Origin of the sequence: Actinocorallia populi, assembly GCF_002995495.1 — a bacterium.
Lineage (GTDB): Bacteria > Actinomycetota > Actinomycetes > Streptosporangiales > Streptosporangiaceae > Actinocorallia > Actinocorallia populi.
The window spans coordinates 292,517-308,123 of sequence record NZ_PVZV01000008.1 but is presented as its reverse complement, the minus strand read 5'-3'; the positions used below and the strand labels follow the sequence as shown (position 1 = coordinate 308,123).

15 protein-coding genes are annotated in these 15,607 nt (G+C 74.2%); 7 read left to right on the top strand and 8 right to left on the bottom strand.

The window, feature by feature from the left end; genetic code table 11:
• Positions 1 to 20: 20 nt before the first annotated feature.
• Positions 21 to 515, top strand: coding sequence for a hypothetical protein (locus C2865_RS30745; protein WP_106402108.1), 495 nt, complete (start codon positions 21 to 23; stop codon positions 513 to 515).
• 15 nt (positions 516 to 530) lie between these two features.
• On the opposite strand, the gene C2865_RS39625 is transcribed toward C2865_RS30745, so the two are convergent.
• From C2865_RS39625 to C2865_RS40295, 3 genes are read right to left on the bottom strand one after another with little or no spacing between them, the layout of a single operon-like run.
• On the bottom strand, positions 531 to 668 hold the full coding sequence (locus tag C2865_RS39625) for a hypothetical protein (RefSeq protein WP_157963960.1): 138 nt from the start codon (positions 666 to 668) through the stop codon (positions 531 to 533).
• Positions 669 to 713: 45 nt separating this feature from the next.
• A complete protein-coding gene (locus C2865_RS30740; RefSeq protein WP_106402107.1) occupies positions 714 to 5,273 on the bottom strand; it encodes a cation-translocating P-type ATPase in 4,560 nt (1,519 codons plus the stop codon).
• 11 nt (positions 5,274 to 5,284) lie between these two features.
• Positions 5,285 to 5,947, bottom strand: coding sequence for a hypothetical protein (locus C2865_RS40295; RefSeq protein WP_198653722.1), 663 nt, complete (start codon positions 5,945 to 5,947; stop codon positions 5,285 to 5,287).
• 164 nt (positions 5,948 to 6,111) lie between these two features.
• On the opposite strand from C2865_RS40295, the gene msrB reads away from it, so the two are divergent.
• The gene (gene msrB, locus C2865_RS30730; protein WP_106402106.1) at positions 6,112 to 6,510 is read left to right on the top strand and encodes a peptide-methionine (R)-S-oxide reductase MsrB; all 399 of its coding nucleotides are present in this window, start codon (positions 6,112 to 6,114) and stop codon (positions 6,508 to 6,510) included.
• Positions 6,511 to 6,590: 80 nt separating this feature from the next.
• Positions 6,591 to 7,115, top strand: coding sequence for a VanZ family protein (locus C2865_RS30725; protein ID WP_106402105.1), 525 nt, complete (start codon positions 6,591 to 6,593; stop codon positions 7,113 to 7,115).
• A gap of 1 nt (position 7,116) precedes the next feature.
• Here the strand turns inward: C2865_RS30725 and C2865_RS30720 are convergent, their stop codons facing one another.
• From C2865_RS30720 to hemG, 3 genes are read right to left on the bottom strand one after another with little or no spacing between them, the layout of a single operon-like run.
• On the bottom strand, positions 7,117 to 7,686 hold the full coding sequence (locus tag C2865_RS30720; protein ID WP_157963959.1) for a hypothetical protein: 570 nt from the start codon (positions 7,684 to 7,686) through the stop codon (positions 7,117 to 7,119).
• Between the two features lie 57 nt (positions 7,687 to 7,743).
• The gene (gene hemQ, locus C2865_RS30715) at positions 7,744 to 8,382 is read right to left on the bottom strand and encodes a hydrogen peroxide-dependent heme synthase (protein ID WP_106402214.1); all 639 of its coding nucleotides are present in this window, start codon (positions 8,380 to 8,382) and stop codon (positions 7,744 to 7,746) included.
• 47 nt (positions 8,383 to 8,429) lie between these two features.
• Positions 8,430 to 9,836 (bottom strand): protoporphyrinogen oxidase, encoded by a 1,407-nt coding sequence (hemG, locus tag C2865_RS30710; RefSeq protein WP_232835892.1) that lies wholly within the window; start codon positions 9,834 to 9,836, stop codon positions 8,430 to 8,432.
• Positions 9,837 to 9,977: 141 nt separating this feature from the next.
• Here hemG and C2865_RS30705 point away from each other — a divergent pair, with 141 nt between their 5' ends.
• Complete coding sequence (locus tag C2865_RS30705; protein WP_106402103.1) at positions 9,978 to 10,850, top strand: DUF4349 domain-containing protein; 873 nt, start codon at positions 9,978 to 9,980, stop codon at positions 10,848 to 10,850.
• Here the strand turns inward: C2865_RS30705 and C2865_RS30700 are convergent.
• The gene (locus C2865_RS30700) at positions 10,838 to 11,425 is read right to left on the bottom strand and encodes an NADPH-dependent FMN reductase (RefSeq protein WP_106402102.1); all 588 of its coding nucleotides are present in this window, start codon (positions 11,423 to 11,425) and stop codon (positions 10,838 to 10,840) included. The genes C2865_RS30705 and C2865_RS30700 overlap by 13 nt on opposite strands.
• Before the next feature lie 101 nt (positions 11,426 to 11,526).
• Between C2865_RS30700 and C2865_RS30695 the strand changes: the two genes are divergently transcribed.
• Positions 11,527 to 12,381 carry a helix-turn-helix domain-containing protein gene (locus C2865_RS30695; RefSeq protein ID WP_106402101.1) on the top strand — a complete coding sequence of 285 codons (855 nt, stop codon included), beginning with the start codon at positions 11,527 to 11,529 and terminating at the stop codon, positions 12,379 to 12,381.
• A 69-nt stretch (positions 12,382 to 12,450) separates the two neighbouring features.
• Here C2865_RS30695 and hemE read toward each other — a convergent pair whose 3' ends face one another.
• Complete coding sequence (hemE, locus tag C2865_RS30690) at positions 12,451 to 13,488, bottom strand: uroporphyrinogen decarboxylase (protein WP_106402100.1); 1,038 nt, start codon at positions 13,486 to 13,488, stop codon at positions 12,451 to 12,453.
• Positions 13,489 to 13,783: 295 nt separating this feature from the next.
• Here hemE and C2865_RS30685 point away from each other — a divergent pair, with 295 nt between their 5' ends.
• Both C2865_RS30685 and C2865_RS30680 read left to right on the top strand, forming a co-directional pair.
• A complete protein-coding gene (locus tag C2865_RS30685; protein ID WP_106402099.1) occupies positions 13,784 to 14,347 on the top strand; it encodes a DUF3000 domain-containing protein in 564 nt (187 codons plus the stop codon).
• A gap of 4 nt (positions 14,348 to 14,351) precedes the next feature.
• The gene (locus tag C2865_RS30680) at positions 14,352 to 15,581 is read left to right on the top strand and encodes a ribonuclease D (RefSeq protein ID WP_106402098.1); all 1,230 of its coding nucleotides are present in this window, start codon (positions 14,352 to 14,354) and stop codon (positions 15,579 to 15,581) included.
• Positions 15,582 to 15,607: the final 26 nt, after the last annotated feature.

Sequence of the window (15,607 nt, the reverse complement as noted above, 5' to 3'; positions counted from 1 at the left end):
CCGGAAGAGAAGAGCCCTCCGTGTCACGTGTCCTCGCGCTCGCCGCCGCCGGAATGATCGTGTTGACCGGCTGCATCCCCGGCCCCAACGACAAGGGCGAGACCTCGGTCCCCGTCTCCCCGTCCGCCCCGGCGACCGCCGCGCCGCCGGACGCCGGGACCCCGCCGCAGACCGGGACGACCGCCCCGCCGCAGACCGCGGCTCCCGCCGCCCCGGCCGGGATCACCTTCGGCAGCGCCCGGGAGGCGGCCGACCACCTGATCACCGCCTGGCGCTCCGGCGACCGGAACGCCGCACTGCAGGCGGCGGGCCCGAACACGGTGGCGAAGGTCTTCGCGCTCCCCGCGCCGGCCGCCGCCGGGGTGGAGGGCTGCGACCCCGGCTCGGAGGCGGGCGACGCCTCGTACGCCTACCGCTGCCACTACCTGTACGAGGGCGGCTCCTCGCACCTGTGGATCAACGCCCACACCGCCGCCGGATGGCGGGTGGAGAACTTCACGCAGAGCGCGGACTGACGCCCGAGGGGACGCTCAGAAGGCCATCGCCGGAGCGGTCCGGCCGTGGCGGGCGTAGGTGCTGCGGACGATCATCACGGCCAGCTCGTTGACGATGGCCTGCACCAGCGTCATCAGCGCCTTGCTCAGCAGGGAGGACAGGAATTCGGACACGGTTGGAGAACCTTTCCAGACGACCTTTGTCCTTTTTATACCCGCTCATCCCCTTTCAGGGATAGTCGGGGAGATGACGTCGGGGTGAACTTTCCAGAACCGCTCGATGACGGCCGCCAGCAGCGACAGGCCCACCGCGCTGGCCAGCGCGATCAGCCAGCCGTGCGGCCCCAGCGGGCGGCACCCGAAGAGCCCGCTCAGGCCCGGCGTCTGCACCACCACGGCGAGCGCCGCCAGCGAACCCAGGGACGCGGCCGGCACCAGCGGGTTGCGCAGACCGCCCGCGAGCAGCGTCTGCACGAGCTGGGCGGCGACCAGCGCCACCAGGGCCGTGGTGTCGGTCTGGCCGCGGGTGCCCCACAACCGGGACAGGAACCAGGCGGTCTGGGCGCTCAGCGCCGTCGTGACGGCCCGCGCGGCGATGTCGCGGTTGAGCACCTCGCCCAGCGACGCCTCAGGCCCCTCGGCCAGCAGGACCTCCTCGGCGGTCTCCCCGGGCGCCCGCACCGCCAGCGCCATCGCCGGCAGCAGGTCGGTGAAGAGGTTGACCAGCAGCAGCTGGCGCACGTTGAGGGGGCTGCCGCCCAGCAGGAGGCCCGCCCCCGCGGTGAAGGCGATCTCCCCCAGGTTGCCGCCCAGCAGCACGGCGAGCGCGTCGCGGGTGGACTTCCACATGCCGCGGCACTGGGCGATCGCCGCCACGATCGTCTCGACCCGGTCGTCGGCGATCACGATGTCGGCGGTGTCGCGGGCCGCCGCGGTCGCCCGGGTGCCCAGCGCGATGCCCACGTCGGCCAGCCGGATCGCCGGAGCGTCGTTGGCCCCGTCCCCGGTGACCGCCACCACGTGCCCGGCCCGGCGCAGCGCCTCCACGATCCGCACCTTCTGCGCCGGGCTCATCCGGGCGTAGACGTGCGCCTCGGGCAGCCGCCCGGCCAGCGCGCCGTCGTCCAGGGCGTCGAGCTCCATCCCGGTCATCACCTGCCGGTCGCGCGCCGCGTCCGCGGTGAGCAGGCCGAGCTCGTCGGCGATCGCCGTGGCGGTGGCCGGGTGGTCCCCGGTGATCATGCACACCCGGATCCCGGCCGCCGTCAGCCGCCCCACGGCCTGGGCGGCGGTGGGCCGCACCGGGTCGGCCAGGCCCAGCAGCCCGCGGAAGCACAGGTCCCGCAGCTCCGCGCCGCGGGGGGCCAGCCCCTCGGCCACGGCCAGCACCCGGTGCCCGAGCCCGGCCAGCCGCTCCAGCTCCCCGAGCACGCTCTTGCGCGCCGTCTCGTCGAACGGCTCCGGCTCGCCCTCCGGCGCCCAGAAGGCGCACGCCTCCAGCACCACCTCCGGTGAGCCCTTGACGCTGAGCCGCGGCCCCTCCCCTCCCTCGCCCAGAGCGGCGTGGTAGCCGCGGGCCGGCTCGAAGGGCAGCTCCTCGGCCCGGCGCCAGCCCGCCAGGCCCAGCTCGCGGTCCACGCCCAGCCTTCCGGCGGCCTTGACCACCGCCCGGTCCGTGGGGTGCGCCAGCCGCTCCCCCTCGGGCGTGGCCCGCAGGGCGGCCGCCACGACACCGCGCATCCCGGGGGTCAGCCCGGCCACGGGCCGGCTCTCCCTGCCGTCGGAGACCATGCCGAGCCGCAGGCGCCCCTCGGTGAGCGTGCCGGTCTTGTCGAAGCACAACACGTCGACCCGGCCGAGCACCTCGATCGTGACGGGGCTGCGGACCAGCGCCCCCTGGCGGGACAGGCGCCGCGCCGTCGCCAGTTCGGCGGCCGTGGCCACGAACGGCAGCCCCTCGGGCACCGCCGCCACGGCCAGGCCGATCGCCGAGTTCAGCACCGCGCTCAGCCCCCTGCCGCGCAGCAGCCCCGCGCCCAGCAGCAGGCCGCCCGCGCCCAGCGAGGTGGGCAGCGTCACCTTGGTGAGCTGCTCCAGCCGGGTCTCCACCCCGCCCGGACGGGAGGTGCCGGTGACCAGGGTGAGGGTCCGGTCGATCTCGGTGCCCGCGCCGGTGGCCACCACCACCCCGATCGCCTCGCCCGCGGCGACGTTGGTACCCCGGTAGAGCATGGAGGACCGGTCGGCCACCGCCCCGGCCATCGTCGGCTCGGCCGCCTTGGCGACCAGCTGCGACTCCCCGGTGAGGCTCGCCTCGTCGGCCTCCAGGCCCTGCGCCCACACCACCCGGCAGTCCGCCGGGACCATGTCCCCGGCCGCCAGCATGATCACGTCCCCGGGGACGAGCCGTTCGGCGGCGGCCGTCTGCTCCCCGTCCGGCCTGCGCAGCCGCACCGGGACCGAGACCTGCTCCACCAGCCTGCGCACGGCGCGGTCGGCGGCGACCCGCTGGACGCCCGACATGACCGCGCTGATCCCGAGCACCACGCCGATCAGCCCGGCGTCCACCACGGAGCCGACCACCGCCGAGACGCTCGCGCCGGTCGCCAGGGCCGGGGTGAGCGGGTTGTCGAGCTCCTGGAGGGTGCGCCGCACCAGGCCCGCCTCCTCGGGCGGCTCCTCCGCGACGGCCTCGGCCCGCCGCCGCTCGGCCTCGGGCTCGGGCAGCCCCGCCCGGGACGAGCCCAGCCGCTCCAGGACGGCGCCGACCGGCCAGGCGTGCCAGGGCGTGCGGTCCAGGGGGCGGGGCGCGGGCCGCCGCGAGAGCTGGGCCGCCGTCCAGATCCCGGTGCCCAGCGCGATCAGGCGGGCGCCGTCCATGATCAGCCGGGCGCGGGCGAAGGAGGCGCCCTGCCGGACGGTCAGCGCCGCGGTCGCCGCGGTGGCGCAGCCGATCGACGCGATCCGCACCCCGCGCCGGGCGGCGTCGCGGGCCGCCATGACCGCGTCGGTGACCAGGCAGGCCCCGTCCAGGCGGCAGAACAGGTGCGCGCCCCACGGCGGGACGCCCTCGCTGTCGGGCAGGCCCACCCCCACGTCGGCGGCGGCCAGCGCCTCGCCGTGGTGCCGGGAGAGCAGCATCACCCCCCGGCCCTCGGCCTGGAGGCCGCGGACCACGGCGGTCAGGTCGGAGCCGGGCAGCCGCCCGTCCACCGGCAGCCGCCGCTCCAGGCCGCGCCCGCGCCCGGCCAGGTGGACCTCGCCGATCCGGCGGGCCGCCGCGACGAACACCTCCCCGAAGGGGTCGAGCTCCTCGGCCAGCGCCAGGACCGCGACCGTGCGCCCCCTCTCGCGCAGGGCGACCAGCACGCTGCCGCGGGCCGCGCACGCCCTGGCCCGCTCGTCGGCCAGCTCCCGCACCTCGGCGGCGCGCAACGGCGCCACCGACCACCCGTCCCGGCTCCGCCTGGCCCGGGGACGCCGCCGGTCCACCAGCGCACGAGCCCTCGCGTCCAGAACCGACAGATCCACACCGCCAGCACCGCCCGCGCCGTTTGCGCCTTCCACGCCACCCGCACCGTCCGCGCCGCCCGCACCCGAGCCACCCGAGCCACCCGCGCCGCTTGCGCCTTCCACGCCACCCGCGCCATTTGCGCCGCCCGCACCACCTGCACCGCCCGCACCGCCTGCGCTGCCCGTTCCGTTTGCGCCTTTCATGCCGTTTGTGCCGTCGGTCAGGGGGATGATCTCTTCCAGGACGTACTCGCCGGTGCGCAGGGCGTCGTCGTCGATGACGACGGTGTCCACGCGGTCCAGCCTGCGCAGGGCGCGCGGGTCGGCGACCGGGATGCCCCGGCCCGCGGCGATCCGGGTGAACTGCACGGCGAACGCGTCGCGGCAGGCGAACGCGGCCTTGGGCACCAGCGAGTGCAGCGCGCCCTGGCCGCGGAGCGGGCTGCGGGTCGCCGCCCACACCCCGCCCACCAGGACCAGCCCGTACGGCATGCGCCCGGCGAGCCGCTCCACGGGACCGGGCGGCAGCGGGGCCGGGCGCGGCGCACGCGCGTGCGCCGGGGTCCGCTGGGCGCCGGGCAGCGCGTCGAGCGCCTCGAACCCCTGGTTCCACACCCGCCAGTGGGTGTAGGCCTCGGCGAGCCGGACCAGCCGCTGCACCCCCTCCACGGCCAGCCCGACCGGCTGCTGGGCCATGGACTGGGTGAGCAGTCCGCCCGCGGTGGCCAGCGTGTCGATGACGCGGCGTCCGGCCGCCCGGTCCAGCAGCGCGCGGATCTGGGGCGTGGTGTCGGCCAGCGCCACGAGGGTCGGCACGATCGGCGGCAGCGCCGGGACCCGGACCATCTTCCCCGCCAGAGCCAGGCCGGAGCCCAGGAAGGCGGTCCCGGCCAGCAGCGCCTCCACCGCCATCGCCTGGTCGTCCCCCGGGCGCGCGGTGTCGCAGAAGTCCTCCCGCTCCCACCCGTAGCGGGTCTCGGCGTCCTCGATCACCTCGTGCAGGTCGTCGGCCATCACCGCGGCGTCCTCGTCGAGGAGGACCACGGCCAGGCCCAGCACGGCGTTGACCTCCACCCGGCGCACGCCTTCGAGCCGGGACAGCGCCGACTCCAGATGGGCGGCCATCTCGTGCGAACCGGGCAGGTGGGCGCCGCGGACCGCGATCTCGGCCCGGCCCGGCAGGAGGCGGATCCGCCTTTCCGGGCGCGCGGCGGCGGACGACGGCAGCGCCCGTGAGGCGGTGTCGAGCAGGCGGCGGAACACCATGTCTGCGGTTCTCAGCCCTTCATGCCGGTGGAGCCCGGCCCGGCGGCCGCGGAACGGGCGGCGGGGCCCCGCTCTGCGCGCTCCCGGGAGCCCGTCCGGCGGGCGACCGCCATGCCGACGCCGATCGCGGCGGCGACCGGCCACTCGATCACGCCGACCGCGGCCAGCGCGCCCAGCCCGGCGTAGTAGCCGAGGCGCTCCTTGGAGGGCACGTGCCCGGACACCGTACGGCCCGCCGCGGCGGCCAGGCCCCCGCCCAGCTCGGCGATCCCGAACGTGGGGATCTGCAGCCGGCGGACGGTGAACCGGGGCGTGACCACCGGCACGGTGATCCCGCCGGAGCCGTGCCGGGGCTCCTTGCGCCGCCCGCCCTTCTCGAGGGCGTCGGCGGTCCTCTCCACACCCCTCGCGACGGCGGACGCGGCCGTTCCCGCGGTCTCGGCCGTCCGCCTGCGCACCGTGGCCGTGGCCGTCGCCGTTCCGGCCGTCGCGGCGCGGGCGCGCGGCTTGACCGCGGCCCGTCCACCGGTCCCTCCGGCCGTGCGCGCACCCGTCTTACGCGCGGCCGTCGTGCGCTGGGCCGTCGTGCGCGAAGCCGTCTTGCGCGCCGCGGTCCCGGCGGTGCTCTTGGCGCCCCTGGTGCTCCTGGTCGTGCTGCTGGTCGTCTTGGCCATCCGACTCGCCCCCCGAGGTTTCCTGTCGGGCCACTTACCCAGGGTGAGGACATGACAACCGGCCATATTCGGACGTCCGCAAATGGGCTCCGCGGCGGTCGCGAGACCCCTCGGGCCCCGCCCGGTCGCTGCGAAGTGCGCCCTGGAAGAAGTACTTTGAGAACATGGAGAAGATCCGGAAGACCGAGGACGAGTGGCGGGCCATCCTCAAGCCCGAGGAGTTCCGGGTGCTGCGGCAGGCGGGCACGGAACGGCCCTTCACCGGCGAGTACACCGACACCAAGACCGAAGGGGTCTACCACTGCCGGGCGTGCGGCGCCGAGCTGTTCCGCTCACAGACCAAGTTCGACTCGCACTGCGGCTGGCCGTCCTTCTACGAGCCGACCGAGTCCGACGCGGTGATCCTGCGGGAGGACTCCTCCCTCGGCATGCACCGGGTGGAGGTGCTCTGCGCCCGGTGCGAGTCGCACCTGGGCCACGTGTTCCGCGGCGAGGGGTACGGCACGCCCACGGACGAGAGGTACTGCATCAACAGCGTCTCCCTGCGCCTCGACGAGGCCTGACAGAAGCCGCAACAACCCTCTACCCCCTTGTTTCGCTTATTTAGCGTAAAACCCGGGCATAGCCGCTCGGGGAGGTCGGCATGAGCACCAAGGCGGAGGAGACGGGCCCGGCCGACGGGCCGGGCTGGGGGCGGCGGCTGGCCAGGGTCGCCGCCGCGCTGATCGGGCTGGCGGCCATGGCCGTCTTCGCCTACTGGGCGTACGTCTTCACGCTGACGCCCGTACCCGACCCGAGGGGCTGGGCCGTGGGGAACACCGAGCCCGGCAGGACGCTGCGGTTCTACCTCGACCGGCCCAGCGTCAAGGAGGCGGCCATCGCGATCGGCGGCAACCTCCTGCTGCTGTCCCCCATGGGCGTGCTCCTGCCGATGGTCTCGCGCCGGATGCGCGGGCCGCTGCGGCTGACCCTCCTGGCCGCCCTGGTGTCCCTGGGCATCGAGGCCGTCCAGGGCACCGCCGTCAGCGGCCGCACCTTCGACGTCGACGACATCATCCTCAACACCGCCGGCGTCCTGCTGGCCTACCTCACCGTGGGCCGCCTCGTCGCCCGCCTCGTCCACGGGCCCCGGCGCTCCTGGCCGCGCCGCCTCCTCGGCCGCGCCTGAGTCAGCGGGTCTCGACCGGACGGCAGGGGCCGGTGACGCTGTTCACCAGGACCACGTGCCCGTTGCCGCTGCGGCGGGCGTGGACGAAGACCACCGGGTCGTCGTCCTTGAACGTGTCGCTGTAGGTGGCCTTCAGGTAGTCGAGGGCCGCCTCGCACAATCCGCGCGCGGCCGGATGCCCGGTGTCGCCCTCGTCGAGGTCGGTGTAGACCCGCAGGAAGTCACCGCTCCAGCGCACCGACTCCAGGTGCTCGGGGGACTCCTCGCGCAGGTGCTCCTCGGCGTACGGATCGCTGTCGGGGTCCTGCCCGTCCTCCGCCAGCAGGTCCGTGACGGCCAGCGTGGGAACGGGATCCCCGGCGGGCCCGCGTTTCGGCGGCTTCGAGGACTCGGCCGCCTGCCGCGAGGAACCCTCCCCCAGGTACCGGTGGGCGGCGAAGCCCCCGACGGCCAGCAGCGCCACCACCAGCACGAACACCGGGACCGTCCTGCGGCGGGCGTCCACCAGCCGGTCGATCAGACGTTTCGCGGCGGAACGCGGTTTTCCATGGCGAGAAGGGGCGCGGGTCACGGCCCGGAACTCTACCTCCCGGAACGACCCGCGCCGTCGCCGTCATCCCGAAACGGGTTAGGGAAGCGCCTCGACGAGCTCGCTGACCGACCGGCGGCGCCCGGTGTAGAAGGGCACCTCCTCGCGGACGTGGCGGCGGGTCTCGGAGCCGCGCAGGTGGCGCATGAGGTCGACGATGCGGTGCAGTTCGTCGGCCTCGAAGGCCAGCAGCCACTCGTAGTCGCCCAGCGCGAAGCTGGGGACGGTGTTGGCCCGCACATCCGGGTAGCCGCGCGCCATCTGGCCGTGCTCGGCGAGCAGCGCCCGGCGCTCGGCGTCCGGCAGCAGGTACCACTCGTAGGAGCGGACGAACGGGTACACGCAGACGTAGTCGCGCACCTTCTCGTCGGCCAGGAAGGCCGGGATGTGGCTCTTGTTGAACTCCGCCGGGCGGTGCAGCGCCATGTTCGACCACACCGGGGTGGAAAGGCGGCCCAGCTCGGTGCGGCGGAAGCGGCTGTAGATCTCCTGGAGGTCGTCGCTGTCCTCGGCGTGCCACCAGAACATGTAGTCGGCGTCGGCCCGCAGCCCCGCGACGTCGTAAAGGCCCCGCGTGGTGACGTCCTTGGCGGCGTAGCCGTCGATCAGCTCCTGGACCTCGGCGGCGACGGCCGCGCGGCTCTCGGGGAGCCGGTCGGCCTTGAACACCGACCACATCGTGTACCTGATCACCTGGTTGAGGTCTCGGGCCTTCGGCTTGTCACTCACAGTTCTTCTTCTCTCAACTGATCGATGACGCGGGCGGCGGCCGCCCGCGCCGTGGACACACAGGCGGGGATCCCGACCCCATCGTAGGCCGCCCCGCACAGGGCCAGCCCGCGGTGCCCCGATACGGCCGCGCGCACGCGCGCGACCCGGTCCAGGTGTCCGACGTCGTACTGCGGCAGCGCCCCGCCCCAGCGGGTCACCCGGGCGTCGACCGGCAGCTCGCTCACCGCGCAGGTGGTGGCCAGCTCGGTCATCACCGCGGCCTTGAGCTCGGCGTCGGAGCGCTGCAGGGTGTGCTCCTCGCCGAAGCGGCCGATGGAGGCGCGCAGCAGTACCGTCCCCGGGTCGTTGCCGCGCCGGCCGGGCCACTTGACCGAGCTGAAGGTGACCGCCTTGACGTCCCGCTTCTCCACGGACGGCACCAGGTAGCCGGTGCCCTTCGGCGGTTCGGGGAAGGCCGTGGCGTGGTAGGCCAGGGAGACGATCGCCATGCTGGCGTACTCGATGCCCGCCAGCTCGCTCGCGGCGGCCGGGACGGTGTCGGCCAGCAGCCTGCTCGCCGGGGTGGCGGGCACCGCGAGCACCACGCCGTCGGCGTCCAGCAGCTCGGGCGCCTGGGCGGGGCCCAGCACCAGCCGCCAGCCCTGCGGCGTGCGCCTCAGCTCCCGCACCATCGCCTCGGTGCGCAGCTCCACGCCCTCCTTGGCCAGGATCCCGGCCATCAGGACGGGCAGCGAGCCCATGCCGTCGCGCAGGGTGGCGAACAGCGGGCCCGTCTTGGCCGCGGCGGCCTCCTTCATCTCGCGGGCGGCCAGGACCAGCGAGCGCTGGGTGCGGCTGGCCTGCGCGAACTGCGGCAGCGCCGCCTCGAACGACAGGCGGTCGACCTGCCCGGCGTAGACGCCGCCCAGCAGCGGTTCCACCAGCCGGTCCACGATCTCCCGGCCCAGCCGGTCGGCGACGTAGTCGGCCACCGAGACGTCCGCGCCGCGCGGGGTGGGCCGCTTGGCCAGGTCCAGCGCGGCGCGGGCGACGCCCGCCTGGGAGATCACCCCGGACTGGGCGAGCGCCACCAGGTCGGAGGGGATGCCCATGATCTGCCCGGCGGGCATCGGGTGCAGCCCGCCGTGGCTGAAGATCGACGCTCCCGCGGCACCGGGGTGGATCAGCTCGCCGGCCAGGCCGAGCTCCTCGATCAGACCGAGCCCCTCGGGCCGCCGGGTGACCACGGACTCGGCGCCCTCGTCCAGCCGCTGGCCCGCGATCTCGCTGACGCGCAGCTTGCCCCCCAGCACGGGGGAGCCCTCCAGCACCGTCACCCGCGTTCCGGCCCGGCTCAGGTACCACGCCGCGGCGAGCCCGGAGATCCCGCCGCCCACGACCACCACATGCTTGGCATTCACCTCTCCACCTTGGCAGAGCCCCCCGGCAGCCGGAGCCATCTCGCAGTGTGAGATGGACATCACCTCGACCGTGACCTTTTCGACGCCGCTCCGTGGCCTGGGAACTGCAACGCAGAGAAGCTCCGGACCCGTCCTAGAAGCATGCGAAAAGCCCTCTGTGCCGTAGCGGCACTCCTCCTGCTGACCGGCTGCTCCGGCTCCGCGGAGAGCGGCTCGACCGCCTCGAAGTCCGTCCCGGAATCCGCCGCCGAGTACGACCGGCCGGCCGCCTCCCGCGACGCCGAGTCGGCTCCGGCCGACCACAAGGCCGGCTCGCCCGGCGAGCCGGGCGAGACCGGCACGGAGCAGCGGGCCATCGCCTACACGGCGGACCTGCGGGTCCGGGTGGCGAAGGTGGAGACCGCGGCCGTGAAGGCCAAGGAGCTCGTCGACGCCGCGAGCGGCTACGTGGCGCGGGAGCGCACATACAGCGCCACCCCGTCCGCGCGGCTCGACTTCCAGGTGCCCGCGGAGCGGTACTCCGGGGTGCTCGACGCCCTGAGCAAGCAGCTGGGCGAGAAGGTCTCCCTGGAGCAGTCCGCCGAGGACGTCACCGAGGAGATCTCCGACGTCGACAGCCGGGTGGAGTCCGCCGAGGCGGCGCTGAAGCGGCTGCGCACCCTGATGGGCCAGGCCGGCACGGTCGGCGAGGTGCTCCAGGTGTCGGAGGAGCTCGACCAGCGCCAGGCCGACCTCGACGCGCTGAAGGCCCGCCAGAAGAGCCTCTCCAAGCGGGTGAAGGAGGCTTCGATCACCCTGGTCGTGGTCTCGGAGAAGGACGAGCCCGCCGAGGAGGACTCCTCCGGTTTCCTCGGCGGACTCAAAGCCGGCTGGGAGGACTTCACCGGCTTCGTCTCCGGCCTGCTGGCCGGAATCGGCTGGCTGCTGCCCTTCTCCCCGTTCCTGATCGGCCTGTTCTTCCTGGGCCGCGTCCTGTACCGGCGACGCGCCAAGCGCCGCTCTCAGGCCGCGTAGGGCCGCTTCTCCCTGGCCTCCTTCAGCGAGCGGGCCCACCAGTCGAGCTGCTCCAGCAGGGTCTTGGCGGCGGTGTCGGCGGCCTCGGAACCGGCGAGCCCGCCGTCCTCGCCGAGCAGCTCCCAGTAGTTCGCGAAGCTCACCTGCTCTCGGACGGTCACCGCGTGCATCTCGGCGAAGACGCCCCGCAGGTGCTCCACGGCCCGCAGGCCGCCGGAGATCCCACCGTAGGAGACGAAACCGACGGGCTTGGCCTGCCACTGGGTGAAGTGCCAGTCGATCAGGTTCTTGATCGAGGCGGGATAGCTGTGGTTGTACTCCGGCGTGATCACCACGAAGGCGTCCGCCCGCTCGAGCCGGGGGGTGAGCCGGGCCAGGACGTCGGCCGTCGCCGCGTCCGGCCCGCTCTCCCTGTCGGGCAGCGAGAGCGGGAGGTCGGCCTCCGCCAGGTCGATCACGTCGAGGTCGAAGGCGCCCTCGGCACGGGCGGTGAACCAGCCGGTGACGACGGGGGCGAAGCGCCCCTGGCGAACGCTGCTGACGAGAACTGCGAGACGCAGGATGTCGGTTGTCATGGCTCCAGGCTGGCGCTCCCGCCGCCCGCCAGGGAGGCCGTGCCGAGACTGGCCCCCGCAGGGCCACGATCCGGCGGACGATGGTCGGTAGATTCCCGACCATGGCCGAGAACGAGCTCAGCGTCTTCCTGCGCGCCCGCCGGGAAGCGATCACGCCCGAGGAGGCCGGCCTGCCGTCCGGTCCCCGCCGCCGCACGCCGGGGCTGCGCCGCAGCGAACTGGCCACCCTCGCCGGCATCAGCGTGGAATACCTGACCCGCCTGGAGCAGGGCCGCGACCGCAACCCCTCCCCGCAGGTGCTGGGCGCCCTCGCCGACGCGCTGCGGCTGAACACCGACGACCGGCTCTACCTGCGGTTCGCGGCGAAGAGCGCGGCGGGCGACTCCTTCATGTCCTGTCCTGGCGCGCACCCTCCCGAAGAGGAGCCGCGCCCGACCCTGCGGGCGATCCTGGACGGGCTGGAACCCGCTCCCGCCCTGCTGCACAACCGGCTCGGCGACATCCTGGCCCGCACCCCGGCCTTCGAAAGGCTGGCCGGACCGCTCGGCCTGCTGGACGAGCCGCGGCCCAACCTGCTGCGCTTCGTCTTCACCCACCCGCGGGCGCGGGAGGTCCACCCCGAATGGGACGAGGTCGCCGAGAGGCGGCTGCACGCCATCCGCAACGGCCAGCCGCCGAACGACCCCCACCTGTCGGGCCTGCTCGACGAGCTCTCCGTCTCCGCCGGAGCCGCCTTCACCGCGAAGCTCGCCTGCGCTCCCGTGCCCCCGCCGCACTCCGGCGTCGAGGTCCTCCGGCACCCCGAGGCCGGGCTGCTCCGGCTCTCCTACGACACGCTGACCAGCGGCGACCAGTCGCTCCTGGTCTACCAGCCCGCGGACCCGGCCTCCGCCCTCGCCCTGGAACGCCTGTCGGGCTTCGGCGCGTTGCGCGCCGTGGACCGCCAGGCCGTCTGAGCCCCGCCGGAGGACGGCTCCCGGACCTCCGCGAAAGGACTCCCCCGCTCCGCCGCGGTCGTGCGGGTGTCAGCCCCCGGCGAGGCGGGCGGACTCGGCGTGGACGAAGTCGGCCAGGCGGGCGAGCTGGTCGGGGTTCGTGGACGGCAGCACGCCGTGGCCCAGGTTGAAGATGTGGCCTTCGGCGGCGCGGCCGCGGCGCAGCACGTCGGCGGCGCGCTCCTCCACGACCTCCCAGGGTGCCAGCAGGACCGACGGGTCCAGGTTGCCCTGCAGGGCTCGGCCGGCCGGGACCCGGCGGGCCGCCTCGTCGAGGGGGACGCGCCAGTCGACGCCGACGACGTCCGCGCCGGCCTCGCCCATGAGGCCCAGCAGCTCGCCGGTGCCCACCCCGAAGTGGATGCGCGGCACGTCCGTGAACGCGGCGAAGATCCGCTCGCTGTAGGGCATCACGTAGCGGCGGTAGTCCTCGGGCGCCACCGCGCCGACCCAGCTGTCGAAGAGCTGCACGGCGGCGGCGCCCGCCGCCACCTGGGTGCGCAGGAAGCCGATGGTGATCTCGGTCAGCGCCGCCATGAGCGCGTGCCACAGCTCCGGCTCGGCGTACATCATCGCCTTGGTCCGGTCGTGGTTCTTGGAGGGGCCGCCCTCGATGAGGTAGGACGCCAGGGTGAAGGGCGCCCCGGCGAAGCCGATCAGCGGGGTGCCGCCCAGCTCGGCGGCGAGGCTCGTGATCGCCTCGGTGACGTAGGGGATGTCGTCGGGCGTCAGCGCGCGCAGCCGGGCGAGGTCGGCCTCGGCGCGGATCGGGTCGGCGATGACGGGACCGACGCCGGGCTTGATGTCCAGGTCGATGCCCACCGCGCGCAGCGGGACCACGATGTCGCTGAAGAAGATCGCCGCGTCGACCGCGTAGCGCCGCACCGGCTGCAGGGTGATCTCGACGATCAGGTCGGGTGTCGCGCAGGCCTCGAGCATCGGGATGCCCTCACGGACCCGCAGGTACTCGGGGAGCGAGCGGCCCGCCTGGCGCATGAACCAGACAGGGGTGTGGGGTACCGGCTGGCGGCGGCAGGCGCGGAGGAACGCGGAGTCTTCAGCAGGCATGCCCCATGGTCCCACGGACCCGCGGGTGTCACGATCCGGGGGTGAGTTTTCTCCCGTCCTTCCGCGCGGCAGCGGATTCGGCAGAGATTCAGGACACGCCGCGCGATATCCAGCGATAAACCCGGCACAGCTGGCATTTTCTGTTCCGGCGGTAAATACCTGGCGAAGACCGGGCACGCCATGCAGATCATCGACGTTTACACGTGAGCTGAGGTCTCAAGTGCCTCCATTCCCCAGCGGTCCCACCGGCGTGGCACTCCCCCCCTCACGGGGGCCGGAGATCTACTCTCGGCAGATGACGCCCCCGAACGAGACCCCCGCCTCCTTCCAGCGGGCGGTCGAGAGCTTCAGAGCCGTGCTCGAGGGCGACCCCGAGCGCCCGGAGCTGGAGTTCGAGGAGATGCCCGCGCCCCAGCGGCTGGCCCCGCACTCCACCGCCCTGTCCGCCGCGGTCGTCCGCGACGACACCGAACTGGCCGTCGGGCGGCTGATCCTCCTGCACGACCCCAAGGGCCGCCCCGGCTGGGACGGCCGGTTCCGGCTGGTCGCCTACGTGCGGGCCGAGCTGGAGCCGGAGATCGCCGACGACGCGCTGATCGGCCAGGTCGCCTGGAGCTGGCTCACCGAGGCGCTGGCCGAGGCGGGCTCGTCGGCCGAGTCGGGCACCATCACCCGGGCCGTCAGCGAGAGTTTCGGTAGCAAGCAGGACGAACCAGCCACCACGGAGCTCGAACTCAGGGCATCATGGTCCCCCTCCGGGCAGGACATGAGAGATCATGTACGGGCCTGGTCGGAGGTGATGTGCATGGCAGCCGGGCTCCCCCCGCGCGGGGTCCGCGATCTGAAGGACGTACGGTAGCCGAGTGGAAGAAGGTCGGACGGCACCGTCGCCGCTGCTGGAACCCAGAGAGGGGATACCGCCCGTCGTCGCCTCCGACGCCGCTCTCGACGAGGTCGTCGCGGCGTTCGCCGAAGGCACCGGGCCGGTCGCGGTCGACGCGGAGCGCGCTTCGGGATACCGCTACGGGCAGCGCGCCTACCTGGTGCAGCTGCGCCGCGGAGGCGCGGGCACCGCGCTGATCGATCCGGTCGCCTGCCCCGACCTGAGCGATCTCAACCGCGCCCTGGCCGGCGCCGAGATGGTGCTGCACGCCGCCAACCAGGACCTGCCGTGCCTGGCGGAGGTGGGCCTGGTCCCCCGCACGCTCTTCGACACCGAGCTGGCCGGGCGGCTGCTGGGCTACCCGCGGGTCGGGCTCGGCGCGATGGTCGAGTCGGTGCTGGGCTTCACCCTGGAGAAGGGCCACTCGGCCGCCGACTGGTCGACGCGGCCGCTGCCCGTCGACTGGCTGCGCTACGCCGCCCTGGACGTCGAGCTGCTGGTGGAGCTGCGGGACGTCCTGCACGCCGAGCTGGTCACCGCGGGCAAGCTGGACTGGGCGCTGCAGGAGTTCACCGCGATCGCCGACGCGCCGCCGAAGCCGCCGCGCAGCGATCCGTGGCGGCGCACGTCCGGGATCCACCGGGTGCGCAACCGGCGGGGCCTGAGCGTGGTCCGCGAGGTGTGGGAGACCCGCGAGAGGCTCGCCAGGGAACTGGACCTCTCCCCCGGCCGGGTGCTGCCCGACACCGCGATCGTCGAGATGGCGCTGGGGCAGCCGCGCACCATGGCCGACCTGTTCGAGATCCCCGCGGTCAAGGGGCGCAACGCCCGCCGCCACACCACGCTGTGGCTGCGCGCCGTCTCGCGCGGCCGCCAGATGCCCGAGTCGGCCCTGCCCGAGCAGAACCTCCCGGGCGAGGGCCCGCCGCCCGCCCACCGCTGGGCCGAGCGCGACCCCGAGGCCGCCGCCCGCCTGTCGGCCGCCCGCACCGTCGTGGCGGCGCTCGCCGACGAGCACGGCCTGCCCAGCGAGAACCTGGTCCAGCCCGACTTCATCCGCCGCCTCTCGTGGTCCCCGCCCGCCGATGCCGACCCGGAGGGCATCAGGGCCGCCCTGGACGCCCTGGGCGCCCGCCCCTGGCAGGCCGACCTGGTGTCGGTCCCCCTGGCCAAGGCCTGGCTCCGCCTGGAGAGCAAGGGCGAGCTGTGACCGCGGCGGCCCCCGGACCGGGGGCC